14 protein-coding genes are annotated in these 13,081 nt (G+C 64.3%); 4 read left to right on the top strand and 10 right to left on the bottom strand.

Going from position 1 to position 13,081, the window contains the following annotated elements; all coding sequences use genetic code 11:
- Positions 1-10 precede the first annotated feature (10 nt).
- The 3 genes from AABA84_RS11465 to AABA84_RS11455 all read right to left on the bottom strand — a co-directional run bounded on the left by AABA84_RS11465 (position 11) and on the right by AABA84_RS11455 (position 2,882).
- Positions 11-1,303, bottom strand: a complete 1,293-nt coding sequence (locus tag AABA84_RS11465; protein ID WP_338306665.1) for a TRAP transporter large permease — start codon at positions 1,301-1,303, stop codon at positions 11-13.
- Positions 1,294-1,845, bottom strand: coding sequence for a TRAP transporter small permease (locus tag AABA84_RS11460; RefSeq protein WP_338312087.1), 552 nt, complete (start codon positions 1,843-1,845; stop codon positions 1,294-1,296). The genes AABA84_RS11465 and AABA84_RS11460 overlap by 10 nt, the downstream gene beginning before the upstream one ends.
- A gap of 65 nt (positions 1,846-1,910) precedes the next feature.
- A complete protein-coding gene (locus tag AABA84_RS11455; protein ID WP_212250137.1) occupies positions 1,911-2,882 on the bottom strand; it encodes a TRAP transporter substrate-binding protein in 972 nt (323 codons plus the stop codon).
- Between the two features lie 292 nt (positions 2,883-3,174).
- Here AABA84_RS11455 and AABA84_RS11450 point away from each other — a divergent pair, with 292 nt between their 5' ends.
- The gene (locus AABA84_RS11450) at positions 3,175-3,951 is read left to right on the top strand and encodes a cyclase family protein (protein ID WP_338312086.1); all 777 of its coding nucleotides are present in this window, start codon (positions 3,175-3,177) and stop codon (positions 3,949-3,951) included.
- 10 nt (positions 3,952-3,961) lie between these two features.
- On the opposite strand, the gene AABA84_RS11445 is transcribed toward AABA84_RS11450, so the two are convergent.
- The 3 genes from AABA84_RS11445 to AABA84_RS11435 all read right to left on the bottom strand — a co-directional run bounded on the left by AABA84_RS11445 (position 3,962) and on the right by AABA84_RS11435 (position 5,900).
- A complete protein-coding gene (locus AABA84_RS11445) occupies positions 3,962-4,690 on the bottom strand; it encodes a Crp/Fnr family transcriptional regulator (protein WP_028142565.1) in 729 nt (242 codons plus the stop codon).
- 274 nt (positions 4,691-4,964) lie between these two features.
- The gene (locus AABA84_RS11440) at positions 4,965-5,093 is read right to left on the bottom strand and encodes a hypothetical protein (RefSeq protein ID WP_283806129.1); all 129 of its coding nucleotides are present in this window, start codon (positions 5,091-5,093) and stop codon (positions 4,965-4,967) included.
- 93 nt (positions 5,094-5,186) lie between these two features.
- Positions 5,187-5,900 (bottom strand): helix-turn-helix domain-containing protein, encoded by a 714-nt coding sequence (locus AABA84_RS11435; RefSeq protein WP_212250141.1) that lies wholly within the window; start codon positions 5,898-5,900, stop codon positions 5,187-5,189.
- Between the two features lie 152 nt (positions 5,901-6,052).
- Between AABA84_RS11435 and AABA84_RS11430 the strand changes: the two genes are divergently transcribed.
- Positions 6,053-6,370: a c-type cytochrome gene (locus tag AABA84_RS11430; protein ID WP_212250149.1), complete on the top strand. Its 318-nt coding sequence runs from the start codon at positions 6,053-6,055 to the stop codon at positions 6,368-6,370.
- A 6-nt stretch (positions 6,371-6,376) separates the two neighbouring features.
- On the opposite strand, the gene AABA84_RS11425 is transcribed toward AABA84_RS11430, so the two are convergent.
- The 3 genes from AABA84_RS11425 to AABA84_RS11415 are packed head-to-tail and all read right to left on the bottom strand — an operon-like array spanning position 6,377 to position 9,390.
- Entirely contained in the window at positions 6,377-7,480 is a 1,104-nt protein-coding gene (locus AABA84_RS11425) for an ABC-type transport auxiliary lipoprotein family protein (protein WP_212250151.1), read from the bottom strand.
- A 3-nt stretch (positions 7,481-7,483) separates the two neighbouring features.
- Positions 7,484-8,251: an ABC transporter ATP-binding protein gene (locus tag AABA84_RS11420; RefSeq protein ID WP_271594959.1), complete on the bottom strand. Its 768-nt coding sequence runs from the start codon at positions 8,249-8,251 to the stop codon at positions 7,484-7,486.
- A gap of 2 nt (positions 8,252-8,253) precedes the next feature.
- On the bottom strand, positions 8,254-9,390 hold the full coding sequence (locus AABA84_RS11415) for an ABC transporter permease (protein WP_212250160.1): 1,137 nt from the start codon (positions 9,388-9,390) through the stop codon (positions 8,254-8,256).
- Between the two features lie 174 nt (positions 9,391-9,564).
- On the opposite strand from AABA84_RS11415, the gene AABA84_RS11410 reads away from it, so the two are divergent.
- Positions 9,565-9,840, top strand: coding sequence for a hypothetical protein (locus tag AABA84_RS11410; RefSeq protein WP_028142571.1), 276 nt, complete (start codon positions 9,565-9,567; stop codon positions 9,838-9,840).
- Positions 9,841-10,329 carry a phage holin family protein gene (locus AABA84_RS11405; RefSeq protein ID WP_338312085.1) on the top strand — a complete coding sequence of 163 codons (489 nt, stop codon included), beginning with the start codon at positions 9,841-9,843 and terminating at the stop codon, positions 10,327-10,329.
- Between the two features lie 13 nt (positions 10,330-10,342).
- On the opposite strand, the gene AABA84_RS11400 is transcribed toward AABA84_RS11405, so the two are convergent.
- Positions 10,343-13,036, bottom strand: coding sequence for a bifunctional acetate--CoA ligase family protein/GNAT family N-acetyltransferase (locus AABA84_RS11400; RefSeq protein ID WP_338312084.1), 2,694 nt, complete (start codon positions 13,034-13,036; stop codon positions 10,343-10,345).
- Positions 13,037-13,081 lie beyond the last annotated feature (45 nt).

The raw sequence follows: 13,081 nt of genomic DNA, 5'->3' as shown, positions 1-13,081 counted from the left end.
CCTGTAGCTGCTAGCCCTTGTAACCCATCAGCAGGCGGGGCAGCCACAGCGAGAATGCAGGCACGTAGGTCACGAACATCAGTGCTGCGATCAGCGCGGCGTAGAACGGCATGATGGTGCGCATCACCGCGCCGACCGAGATGCCGCCAATGGCGCAACCCACGAACTGAGTCGTTCCGACCGGCGGGGTGTTCAAACCGAGGGCGCAGTTGATCAGCATCAGCATGCCGAACTGCACCGGATCCATGCCCGCCTTCATCGCAATCGGCAGGAAGATCGGGGTGCAGATCAGGATGGTCGCGGCCATGTCCATGAAGGTGCCGAGCACGAACAGGATGACGTTGATGAGCAGGAAGATGACCCAGGGCTGGGTGGAGACCTTGCTCATCAGGTCGCCGGCGAAGTCGGCCACCTCGTACAGCCCCATCAGGTACTGGAACATGGTGGATACGCCGATCAGCAGCAGCACCACGCCCGTCGTCTTCACGGCCTTGGCGGCGGCGCGCAGGAAGTTCGGCAAGGTCATGGTGCGGTAGATGAAGAAGGTCAGCAGGATCGTGTAGGTGACCGCGACGGCAGCGGATTCGGTCGCGGTGAACACGCCGGACAGGATGCCCGCCAGGATGATGCCGACGATCAGAAGGCCGGGCAGAGCGGCTGCGAACGAGCGAAAAACCTCGGGCCAACCCGGGAACTTGCCGGCCGGATAGCCGCGCTTCACGGCGACCGCGTAAGCGGCGACCAGCATGCACACCATCAGCACCAGCGCCGGCAGGAGGCCGGCGGCGATCAGCGCGCCGATCGAGACCTTGCCGCCGGCGGCGAGCGCATAGATGATCATGTTGTGACTGGTCGGCATCAAGGCTCCCACCAGCGACGCATGGGTGGTGACATTGACGGCGTAGTCGGTGTCGAACCCCTCCTTTTTCATCATCGGGATCATCACCGCGCCCATCGCCGACACGTCGGCCACGGGCGATCCGGAGACGCCGCCGAACAGCGTGCAGGCGACCACGTTGGACATGCCGAGCCCGCCGCGGATGTGACCGACGAGATTCTTGGCAAGCTGCACGATCTTGTCGGCGACGCCGCCATGCAGCATCAGCTCACCGCTGAAGACGAAGAAGGGAATCGCAAGGAACGAGAAGATGTTCATCCCCGACATCATCTGCTGGAAGATGACGGCGACCGGCAGACCCTCGTAGAGGATGGTGCAGATCGCCGAGAGACCGATCGCGAAGGCGACGGGGACGCCGAGGATCAGGAAGCCGAAAAACGTGGCGCCGAGGATGATCAGTTCCATGAGGGGACGACCTCTTCGCCGCGCAAGAGAGCAATGATGTGCTCGATTGAAAAGGAGACGATCAGGACGCCGGAGGCGATCAGCGGGACGTAGCGGATGACCTCAGGGAGGCCGAGATTGGGAATCTTCACGGTCCCCACGGATGCGCCGAGAATCCAGCCGTTATAGGCCATCGCGACGCCAAACGCGGCCACCAGGACGTGGATGACGAGCTCGATCTTCTCTCGCGCGTGATCCGGAAGCATCACCAGCAGGCTGTCCATGCCGATGTGTCCGGCATCGCGCACGCCGACGGCGGCGCCGATCAACGTGACATACAGGATGAGGACCAGCGCGAGGTTCTCCGTCCAGGTCGGGCTCGAATTGAGCACGTAACGCCCGAACACCTGGTAGAACACGACGGTGACGATGACGAGCAATCCGGTCACGGAGAGATACATGCCTGCGCGAGCAACGGGGGCGTTGATCCGCGACAGCAAGCCGTTCGCCGGGCGTGCGGCGACCGCCCCCTGCTCGTGGTCTGCGACGTGTGGGTCTGTCATTCCCGCGTCTCCTTGCGAGGGTCCGGTGTCGCCTTCGCGGCGACGCCGGACCCGACGCTGTGGTCTTACTTCGTGTCCTGGATACGCTTGACGAGGCCCTGCAGCTTCTCGTCACCCGCAAACTTCTGGTACACCGGCTTCATCGCGTCGACGAATTCCGCCTTGTTGGCGATCGTCACGACCTGAACGCCGGCGGCCTCGACCGTCTTGCGGGACGCCTGCTCACGCTCATCCCAGAGCTTGCGCATGACGGGCACCGATTCCTTGGCCGCCTTGCGGATCATGGCCTGATCCTCCTTGCTCAGCGTGTCCCAGACCTTCTTGGACATCACCAGAACTTCGGGCGCCAGGGAGTGCTCGGTGATGTTGTAGAACTTGGCGGCCTCGAAATGGCGCGACGACTCGTAAGAGGGCCAGTTGTTTTCGGCGGCATCCACCAGGCCGGTCTTGAGCGCGGTATAGACCTCGCCATACGGCATCGGCGTCGGGTTGGCGCCGAGGCTCTGGATCATGCCGACCCACAAATCGGACTGCTGGACGCGAATCTTCAGACCCTTGAGGTCCGCGAGCGACTTGACCGGCGCCTTCACGGTGTAGATGGACCGGGCGCCGCTGTCGTAATAGGCAAGGCCGACCAGTCCCGCGGGCTCCATCGCCGCCAGGATCTCATCGCCGATCGGCCCGTCGAGGACGGTGCGCATGTGCTGGGTGTCGCGGAAGACGAACGGCAGGCACAATGCGATGGTTTCCGGCACGAAGTTGTTGAGCGGCGACGCGTTGATCCGCATCATGTCGAGCGCGCCGATCTTGAGTTGCTCGATGGTATCCTTCTCGGAGCCCAGGGCTCCGTTGGGAAACACCTTCACGCCGAGCTTGCCGCCGCTCGCCGTCGCGAGCTGCTTGCCCATGAACTTGACGGCCTCGACGGTCGGATAATCTGCCGGATGGATGTCGGCGGAGCGGAAGTCGCGTGCGGTCGCCAGCGGCGCTGAGAGCACCAATGCAACGGCTGCGATGATACCGGTGAGTGTCTTCATCTGGGCTTCCTCCTGGGTTGATTATGTCGTTGTCGGCAGGCTGCAGGCCGCCTTGGGTCGCTCCCCTTCAGGTGTGAAGTCAAGCGCCAATGTCGTCCCTAGGGCGCGCGGCATTCCATGTCCAAGCCAAATCCGGCATTGATCGATGCAGCAGTTGCATCGATCAATCTGGCGCAATTCGCGTCGTTGTGGAAGCCGGCGGGACGGCTTGCGTCGCCGGCACGTGACTTGACGCGACCAAGAGAGGCCCCTCAAGATGTCCGGAACAGCGGGCCATCTCGAAGGAATGTCCATGCCGCGGAAGCTGATCGATATCTCGGTGCCGCTCAGAAACGACGTGACGGCCGATCCGCCGGGCAACCATCCGACCATCCAGTACATCGATCACCAGCAGGGCCTGCCCCGCATGCTGCAGTTTTTCGACGGCCTCAAGGCGCAGGATTTGCCTGATGGACAGGGCTGGGCGGTCGAGCAGGTCTCGCTGTCGACCCATAACGGCACGCATCTCGATGCGCCCTGGCACTTCCATCCGACCATGAACCGCGGCGAGCGGTCATGGACGATCGACGAGGTGCCGCTGGAATGGTGCTTTCAGCCCGGCGTGAAGCTCGACTTCCGGCATCTGCCCGACGGCTACGTGGCGAGCGCCGATGACGTCGAGAAGGAGCTGAAGCGCATCGGGCACACGCTGTCGCCGCTGGAGATCGTGGTCGTCAACACCAGTGCCGGCGCAAAATTCGGTCAAGCCGACTACGTCAATTCCGGCTGCGGCATGGGCTATGAAGCCACCATGTATCTGCTCGAACGCGGCGTGCGGCTGACCGGCACCGACGGCTGGAGCTGGGACGCGCCGTTCCTCTACACCGCAAAGAAATATGCCGAGACAAAAGATGCCGGCCTGATCTGGGAAGGCCACAAGGCGGGACGACACATCGGCTACTGCCATCTGGAGAAGCTGCACAATCTCGACCAGCTGCCTTCGACCGGCTTCACGGTCTCGTGCTTTCCGGTGAAGATCGAACGCGCCTCCGCGGGCTGGACCCGCGCGGTCGCCATCATCGATGGCTAAGCGTACGCGCTCACTCGCCGTCGAGGCCGCTCTCGGCGAGTTCGCGCAGCGCATCCGTATCGAGCACGACGATGGCACCGTGCTCGAGGCGAACCCAGTTGCGGCCGGCCCAGGCGCGCAATTGCTTGTTGATGCTCTCGCGCGTCATCCCCACCATCTCGCTGATCTCCTGCTGCGTGATGGCGAGCGTGCCGCTGCCGGAGTCGAACTTGCGCTCCTCGGTGAGACCGAGCAGCGCGCTCGCCAGCCGCCCCGGCAGATTTTGCAGGATCACCTGCTCGACCTGCTGGCTGGTCCAGCGCAGACGGGCGCAGAGCAGCTCGATGAATTTCATCGCCAGCGCCGGCTGGCTCTTCACGAACGGGAGGAAGTCCCGGCGATCGATGATGTAGAGCTCGCAATTGGTGTTGGCGGTCGCATCGGCCGACCTCGGAGCGCCGTCGAGCACCGCGATCTCGCCGAAGATCTCGCCGGGACCGATCAGATTGAGAATGGCGTTCCGTCCATCGGGCGACGAGGAAGAAATCTTCACTGTCCCCGTGATCACCGCGAACAGATTGTTGCCGGGATCGCCCTTGGCAGCAATCGTCGCGCCGCGCTTCACGGTGGTGTGCTTGGCGTAGCGGCAAAGCTGATCGAGCGCTTCCGGCTCCAGATCCGCGAAGATCGGGTGCTTGCGCAGGACCGATAGTTTGTTGCCCGCCGACTGTCGGGGGTCGCCGGTCTTGTCCTGAGGCACGCCGCGGGGCTCCTAAGACTGCGAGGCACTGGGGTTCCTGCGTAGTCAACGTTATCAGGCTTTTCAACCGGAAAGCACGCGCGAGATTTGTGGCAAATGCCGCGAAAATGCCGCGGTCGAGCCGGAAGTCCGCATCCGAAGGATGCGCCGATGCGTTTTGATCGATGCAGAGTTGCAGGCAGCGCAAGCCCGCTTGCGTTAAGGCGCTGGCGACGGCCAAGCCGGGCGAGCGCCGGCTGTTGGCGCGTCTGAGCGGATTAAGAGCTCAGGAGCTTCAGCGCTTGGAATCCGGATCGAGCCGACCTGCACTGGTTTGCCGGTCTGCCCAAGCCAGGGCTGCGGCGAATGCGACGAAGATCGCGACGACGACGATGGTCACCAGCAACGCATCAGCGGGCATCATGCACCTCCCGGATTGTTTGGGGCATTATTTTGCTGCATCCGTCCGGCGTCATTGATCTCGATCAAAAACGTCGGGGGCGTTGCGGACGGACGATCAGGCTGCGGCCAGCGCCTCGGCTCGGGCAGGATCGAGCAGGCTGATGCCGCCGTGAATGATCTCGATCACGCCGTGACGCTCCAGCTTGGTGAAGGTGCGACTGACGGTTTCGATGGTCAGGCCGAGATAGTCGGCGATGTCCTGACGGCTCATCGGCAGCGGAACCGTGTCGGACAGCCCCTTGAGCGCGACCTGCCGTTCACGCCAGCCGAGCAGAAAAGTCGCAACCTTCTCGTCCGCCGAGCGGCGGCCGAGCAGGACCATATGGTCGCGCGCCTGGCTCAATTCCCGGATGGCCAGCTCGTTGATCCGCTTGAGCAGCTGCGGCCGGTCTTCGATGAACCGGCCGAAGGGCGCCTTGGCGAACTGGCACACGGTTACTGCGCCGATCGCATCGGCCGAAAAATTGTGCCGGCCGGATATGTTCATCCCCAGGAAATCGCCGGGCAAGGCAAAGCCGACGATCTGCCGCCGGCCGTCGGGCAACAGCTTGTACAGCCGCATGACGCCTTCGAGGACGTTGTAGAACGAGGTCGTCATGTCCTCCTCGGAGAACACGGTCTCGCCGGAATCAAAATGAACGCGGCGTCCGAGATGCTCGAATTCCCTGAGTTCGGCGGCATCCAGCGACGAACAAACCGCCGCTCCGCGTACGGCGCAATCGCTGCAAAAATGCCCGTTCGGCTCAATCGTGACCACGGAAGGCTTCATCCACCGCTCCCCGCGCCGGCTGCTCCCGACACCGGGCCGAGTCCACCGCGCCGGTGCATTTTACTGCACTGCGCCAAAGCCAATTGACAGAGATCAAATTTGAGTGGCATCCCGTCATATTCTGCTTCCAGAGTTCGACGGGATCCCTTTCCATGCTGCAAGCCGCCCTGCGTCACGGCCTGATTGGGCTGCTTCTGCTCACACCTGCCCTGGCGGCCCCGACCGCCGAACAACGCGGCAAGACCTTCGCACGGGCCAATTGCGCACGCTGTCACGCGATCGACCGCGCCTCCCAAAGCCCGCTCAAGATCGCGCCTCCGCTGCGCACGCTGCACCAGCGTTATCCGATCGAGACCCTTGGTGAGGCGCTGGCCGAAGGGATCTACACCGGTCATGCCGACATGCCGGCCTTCGAGCTCAGTCCGGACCAGATCCACGACCTTCTGTCCTACCTGAAGACGCTGGAATAGACGGCGTCACACCGCCTGCACGGTCCACCCGATCAGCTCCTTGGCGATGCGGGCAAAGGCCGTATCGAAGGCAGCGACGGCCGCGGCCGGCTCGACCTTGTCGAGCTTTTCGCTGGTCTCGACCAGGCGCGATGCCACCACCTTGCCGGTCTTGTCGACGATCCGCGCCGACAGTTCGATCTCCACCCGTGTCTCGCCCTCCGTGGCGATCCGAAAGCGCCGGATGTCGATCAGGAGCTGGTAATCCGCCTGACCGAGGTCGCTCGTGCGCAGCGGGGCGTGGGCGATGTCGTAATTCTCGAAGCTATCGATCAGGCGCGCCTGCACCAGTTTCGGAATGCTGTCGGCCCAGAGGAAATCCGCAAAGCCCGGTCTGTCCCCGACGGGCGCGAACAGCATGCGCTGGGTCTGCAGCATTGCGACCGCACTCGGCTCGGGAATGGCCAGTGACGCCGAGAGCGTCTTGCTGGCCAGCCCGAGGTTCTGCGGCGTGTGAAGGTCGTAGGTAACCTTCTGCGCTGGAGCGCCGCCGCCGGTCATCTTCTCCAGGCCCGCAATAATGCCGTCGAGCTTGCCGGTGTTGCGCGCGAGGCCGTCGGAGAACGTCTTGAAATTCGCAATGGTGTCCTTCAGCGGGCCGGAATTGTCCTGAAGCACCGTGTCGACACGCCGCAGCGCATCGCGCGCCGCCTGCGTCATGCTCTGGCCGGCGCCGGCATCGGCGATCAAGGTCACGGGCTCGCCGGCTTTGGCGACGATCGCGCCGCCTTCCAACGTCACCACCGGCACGCCGGTCAGGCCCTGGAATTCGAGACCGACCCTGGTGTCGGAACGCACCGGCGTGGCGGCCGCAACCGAGATCGTCGCATTGACGAAACGCGGATTATCAGGCGCGAGCCCGAGCTGGGTCACCTCACCGACACGGATGCCGTTGAACAGCACGCCGGCGCCAACCAGCAGGCCTGGGACCGGCCCCTGGAATTGCACGTGGTAGTTCGTGCGCGGCCCGATGCCGCCGGTGTTGTTCAGCCAATAGACGAAGCCGAACACCGCGAGGATCGCGGCCAGCACGAAACTGCCGATCAGCACGTAGGGAGCGCGGGTTTCCATGTCTCATCTCATCTCGTGTTGCAGCATCTGCGAGCGCTTGCCGTGGAAATAGGCGCGCACCCAGGGATGCTCGGATTGCAGCAATTCGCGCATCGGGCCGATCGCCACGATCTTGCCGTCGGCCAGCGCAGCGACGCGGTCGCAGACCGTGGTCAGGCTCGCAAGGTCGTGGGTCACCATGAACACGGTCAGCCCCAGCGTCTTTTGCAGCGTCGTGATCAGCGCGTCGAAATCGCCGGCGGCGATCGGATCGAGGCCGGAGGTCGGCTCGTCCAGGAACAGGATCGGCGGATCGAGCGCGAGCGCGCGCGCCAGCGCCACGCGCTTGGTCATGCCGCCGGACAGCTCCGCCGGATATTTGTCGGCGTCCTGGGCGCGCAAGCCGACCATCTCGAGCTTGGCGATCGCGATCTCGTCCATCAGCTCCTGCGACAGGACGAGATTTTCGCGTAAGGGAAACTGGACATTCTGGCGGACCGTCAGCGAGGAGAACAGCGCGCCTTGCTGGAACAGGATGCCCCAGGTCGTGGCTGCGCCGCGACCGTGGCCGCCGGTGGGCTGTCCCATGACCTCGATGGTGCCGCCCTGGCGCGGGATGAGGCCGATGATGGTGCGCATCAGCACCGACTTGCCGCCGCCGGACGCCCCCACCAGCCCGAGAATCTCGCCGCGGCGAACGTCGAGCGACAGATGGTCGAGCACGGTCTGGCGGCCGAATCCGACCACGAGGTCACGGACGCGGATCGCGAACTCGTCCTGCGATACGTCCATCGTCACATTCCGATCGAGGCAAAGAAGATCGCAAACAGGCCGTCGAGGACGATCACCAGGAAGATCGACTTCACCACCGACGTCGTGGTCTGCCGCCCGAGCGACTCCGCGCTGCCCTTGACGCGCAAGCCCTCGCTGCAGGCCACGATTCCGATCACCAGCGCCATGAACGGCGCCTTCAGGATGCCCACCTCGAAATGGGTGACGGAGATGGCCTCATGCAGCCGCGCGATGTAGATCGCCGGCCCCATGTCGCCATAGAACTGCGCGACGAGACCGCCGCCATAGAGCGCGGCGACCGATCCGATGAAGGTCAGGATCGGCAGCGCAATGACCAGGGCCGCGACGCGCGGCAGAATCAGGACGTCGACGGGATCGAGCCCCATGGTCGAGAGCGCGTCGATCTCCTCGCGCATCTTCATCGAGCCGAGCTCGGCGGTGTAGGCGCTTCCCGATCGTCCCGCGACCATGATGGCGACGATCAGCACGCCGAGCTCACGCAGCACCAGGATGCCGACCATGTCGACGGTGTAGGATTCCGCGCCGAACCTGCGGAAATGGAAGAAGCCCTGCTGCGCGATGATGGCGCCGATCAGGAAGGTGATCAGCGCCACGATGGGGATCGCCTGCCACCCGATGCGGTAGAGCTGATACACCAGGGACGTCAGCCGCAGCGAACCCGGCCGGCGCAGCACGCCGATCACGGCCATGAACAATGCGCCGAGCATCTGGAGGAAGATCGTGATGTCTTCCCGCGCGTCGGCCGTGGACTTGCCGAGATCGCCCAGCCTCGCCAGCACCGGATTGGGCGCAGCCGTCGGGGCCGGCGTGTGGCGGTTGACCTGGCGCACCTCATCCAGCAGCCCGCTGAAATGATCGGCGACGCCGACGAATTCGGCCGATCTGCCCGATGTTGCGGCCCTGCGCGACAGTTTTTCCAGGACCCAGGCACCGAGCGTGTCGAGCGCACTGACGCCCGACATGTCCAGGGTGACGACGCGCGAGCGATCGACGTCGGCACCGACCGACCGGGACAATGTCTCGAGCGTGACCACATTCGCGGCGGTCCAGGGCCCTTCGGGGCGCAAGTTCAGCACGTCGCCGGACGGCGTCGCGAGCAACAGCGGTTCGTGGTTCACGCTTCCACCTCATCGGGACAATCGGTCCCCATTCAGACGGTATTTCTAGGCCAGCATATGGCGGCCGGCTTGACCTGTCTCAAGAGCTGAACTGCGCTGCCGATTGACGCAAATCAAGCGCGATCGCACGCGCGGGTCCTAGGCTTGTGTCCATTCAATGGGGATATCAAGTCCATGTTCGACAGTGACAGGATGAGCGAAGAATTGCGGGCGCTGAAGGTTGACGTCACGCGCTTGCTGAGCACCGCCGGGGAGGAGATGTTCGAGAGCTCGAAGGACCGCGCCGAGGCACTCGCCGATCAGATCAGGGCGGCGCTGACCGAGCTCGGCGAGACCGTGGACGAAGAGCAGGCGCAGCTTCAGGGTCTCATTGCGGACCGTCCGATCACATCGCTCGCCTCCGCCTTCGCGCTCGGCGTCGTTGTCGGCTTCATGCTGAGGAGACACTAGGTGAATACCGAGAATGTGGTCAAACATCTGCGCGCGTTGTGGCGCGCCGACAGGATCATCGCGGACATCAGGCTGCGCCATCTGCTGGTCGGCCTCGGCTTGCGTGCCTTTGCGGCGCTGATCGCGGCGTTCGGGCTTCTGATGCTGGAGCTGTCGGCCTATTTCGCGCTGGTGCAGATATGGAGCGCGATTGCCGCGGCCGCCATCCTCGGCGCCGGCAATTTCGCCATCGCAGCCGCTCTGTTCGCGATCGCCGGCCGCGCTCCGTCGGGCCGCGATATCGAGCTTGCCAACGAAATTCACGACACCTCCATCGAAGCCCTTCAGCTCGAAGCGCGCGCGCTCCAGGCCCAGGTGTCGGGCGCGGTGCATCATCCGCTCAGCACGATCGTGCCGGTGCTGGTGCCGTTGATCGCGATCATCATCAGGAATCTGCGGACGACCGCCAAATCGTCCGGCGCAGCGAATTCGGCTGAAGCGCGCTCCTGAAGCAAGGGCGCGCTCACAGCTTCAATTTGACGTCGCAGATATCGGGCTCGGCCGGATCGGGCTTGACCTCGAAGCCCAGGTGCCGGCACATTTCGAGCATCACGGTGTTCTCCTTGAGCACGTCGCCCGATATGACTTTCAGCCCTTCCGACTTGGCGTAGTTGATGATGAGCTGCATGAGGGCCCAGCCGAGCCCCCTGCCCTTGAGATCGGACCGGAGCAGGATCGCGTATTCGCCGCTCTCGTAGATCGAATCCGAATGGAGCCGAACCACGCCGACCATTTCGCCGGTGGCCTCGTCGAAGGCGATGAAGGCCATCGCGCGCGCATAGTCGAGCTGGGTCAGGCGCGCGATGAACTCGTGGGTAAACTCCTTCATCGGCGCGAAGAAGCGCAGGCGAAGATCGTGCGGGGTGACGTGACGCAGGAATTCGTGGATGGTCGGCTCGTCCTCGGGGCGCATGGGCCGCACGAAGATGCGCCAGTCGTCCTTGAGCTTGAGGCGGCGCTCCCATTGCGACGGATAGGCGCGAACGGCGAAATTGGCCGGGCCCGAGCCGACAAACTTCCGCTGCGGCGGCCCGACCGCGACGCGGGCATCGACCGCAGTCACGCCGGTTTCGTCCGCCAACAGCGGATTGATGTCGAATTCGCGGATTTCGGGAATGTCGGCCGCCATCTGCGCCAGCTTGACCAGCACCATGGCTACGGCGTCTTGCTTGACCGCGGGCACATCACGATAGGCCTTTAGAAGCCGCGACACGCGGGTGCGGTCGATCAGATCGCGAGCGAGCTGCAAGTCCAGCGGCGGCAGCGCCAGCGCCTTGTCGTTGATGATCTCCACCGCCGTGCCACCGCGGCCGAACACGACGACGGTGCCGAACGTGGGATCGTCGGCGAGGCCCAGGATCAGCTCGCGCGCCTTCGCCTTGACGACCATCGCCTGGACGATGACGCCGCCGATGCGGGCCTCGGGCCGGAGCTTTCTCGCCCGGGCGAGAATGTCGGAGGTGGCCGCTCGCACGGCCTCCGGCGTCGTCAGATTGAGCACGACGCCGCCGACATCGGATTTGTGGATGATGTCGCGCGACATGATCTTCAGCACCACGGTGCCACCCTGCGCGAAGATTTCCTTCGCATAGGCCACCGCCTGCTCGACATCGGTCGCCGCATAGGTCGGCACCATCGCGATGTCGTAGGCTTCGAGCAGGTGCTTGATCTCGACCGGCTCGAGCCACTCACGGCCATCGGCGATCGCGGCGGTGACGATCTGCCTCGCCCCTCGGGCATCCGGCACGAACGTATCGGGCATCGCGGGGGGAACCTGGCTGAGCTCCTCCACCACCTCGCGGTGCCGGACCAGATACATGAAGCCGCGGACGGCATCGTCCTCGGTCGGATAGTTCGGCACACCGGCACTGGAGAGTGTTTGAATGATGTGCTGATCGGCTCCGACCCAGGCTGCCAATATCGGCTTCGCCCAGCTGCGGTGCTGCGCGCGATATTTGCCGACGAGCTCTGTCACGGTCGTGGCGATCTCGGCTGCCGAGGCGATCGCGGTTTGCACATTGAGGACGAGAACTGCGTCGTTGTCGGTGTCTGCGAGCAGCACCTCCAGCGCCGCTGCGTAGCGCGAGGCGTCAGCATCGCCCACGATGTCAACGGGGTTTGCACCGGACCAGGTCGGCGGCAGGGCCGCATCGAGCTTCTTGCGCGCCTCCGCCGAGATGGTCGCCGGAATGCCGCCGAGTTCGACCAGCCGGTCGATGGCAAGGACGCCGATGCCACCACCGTTGGTCAGGATGGCGAGACGCTTTCCCGTCGGCGATTCGACGCGGCCGAGTGTCTCGGCGCAATCGAACAGCTCGCGCAGGTCGGAGACCCGCAGGACACCCGCGCGGCGGAACGCCGCGTCATAGACCGCGTCCGCGCCGGCGAGCGCACCGGTATGCGTGGCAGCCGCCTTTGCGCCCTGCGCCATACGGCCGGATTTCACCACGACGACGGGCTTCACGCGCGCAGCAGCACGCGCTGCCGACATGAACTTGCGCGCGTCCTTGATGGATTCGATGTAGAGCAGGATCGCGCGCGTCTTGTGATCCATCGCGAAATAGTCGAGCAGATCGGCGATATCGACGTCGATCTGATCGCCGATCGAGACGATGCCGGAGAAGCCGACGCCGCGCTGTGCAGCCCAGTCGACCATGCCGGCAGCGATCGCGCCCGATTGCGAGATCAGCGCGAGGCTGCCCGCCCCCGGCATATGCGCGGCAAAGCTGGCATTCAGGCTGACCCCGGGCATCATGATGCCGAGACAATTCGGTCCGATCAGCCGCATGCCGTATTTGCGGGCCGCCGCGATTGCAGCCTCGTACAGAGATCCCGGTCCGTGGCCGAGCCCGGCCGAGACGATCAGCGCGCCCGCCGATCCGCGACGCCCGGCCTGGTCGATGATACCGGGAATCTCGCGCGCCGGCGCGGTGATGATCACGAGTTCGGGCACGAAGTCCAAGCCGTCCAGGCTCTTCACCGCCGCAACACCGCCGATTTCGGCATGGCGTGGATTGACGAGGCCGAACTGCCCCTTGAATTCGGCCTTGTGAATGTTCTCCAGAACGGCGCGTCCGACTGAGACCGGACGGGCGCTCGCGCCGACGAGCGCAACTGAACGCGGCGCCAGCAGATTGTTGAGACGATAGGTTGACATGAAAGCAAATGCGCCGGGTCAACGGCGGTTCCGATGGTTGACGAT

The organism is Bradyrhizobium sp. TM239, assembly GCF_036247985.1.
Classification (GTDB): Bacteria; Pseudomonadota; Alphaproteobacteria; order Rhizobiales; family Xanthobacteraceae; genus Bradyrhizobium; species Bradyrhizobium ottawaense.
Note: the sequence above shows the minus strand (reverse complement) of the source record. Positions and strands in the feature narration are given on the sequence as shown.

Bases quoted from the DNA above. Each gene is read 5' to 3' on its own strand.
- AABA84_RS11420 (WP_271594959.1), bottom strand. From the start codon at position 8,251: ATGGACGTATCGCAGGACGAGTTCGCGATCCGCGTCCGTGACCTCGTG.
- AABA84_RS11465 (WP_338306665.1), bottom strand. From the start codon at position 1,303: ATGGAACTGATCATCCTCGGCGCCACGTTTTTCGGCTTCCTGATCCTC.
- AABA84_RS11425 (WP_212250151.1), bottom strand. From the start codon at position 7,480: ATGGAAACCCGCGCTCCCTACGTGCTGATCGGCAGTTTCGTGCTGGCC.
- AABA84_RS11400 (WP_338312084.1), bottom strand. From the start codon at position 13,036: ATGTCAACCTATCGTCTCAACAATCTGCTGGCGCCGCGTTCAGTTGCG.
- AABA84_RS11435 (WP_212250141.1), bottom strand. From the start codon at position 5,900: ATGAAGCCTTCCGTGGTCACGATTGAGCCGAACGGGCATTTTTGCAGC.
- AABA84_RS11410 (WP_028142571.1), top strand. From the start codon at position 9,565: ATGTTCGACAGTGACAGGATGAGCGAAGAATTGCGGGCGCTGAAGGTT.
- AABA84_RS11455 (WP_212250137.1), bottom strand. From the start codon at position 2,882: ATGAAGACACTCACCGGTATCATCGCAGCCGTTGCATTGGTGCTCTCA.
- AABA84_RS11460 (WP_338312087.1), bottom strand. From the start codon at position 1,845: ATGACAGACCCACACGTCGCAGACCACGAGCAGGGGGCGGTCGCCGCA.
- AABA84_RS11440 (WP_283806129.1), bottom strand. From the start codon at position 5,093: ATGATGCCCGCTGATGCGTTGCTGGTGACCATCGTCGTCGTCGCGATC.
- AABA84_RS11450 (WP_338312086.1), top strand. From the start codon at position 3,175: ATGCCGCGGAAGCTGATCGATATCTCGGTGCCGCTCAGAAACGACGTG.
- AABA84_RS11430 (WP_212250149.1), top strand. From the start codon at position 6,053: ATGCTGCAAGCCGCCCTGCGTCACGGCCTGATTGGGCTGCTTCTGCTC.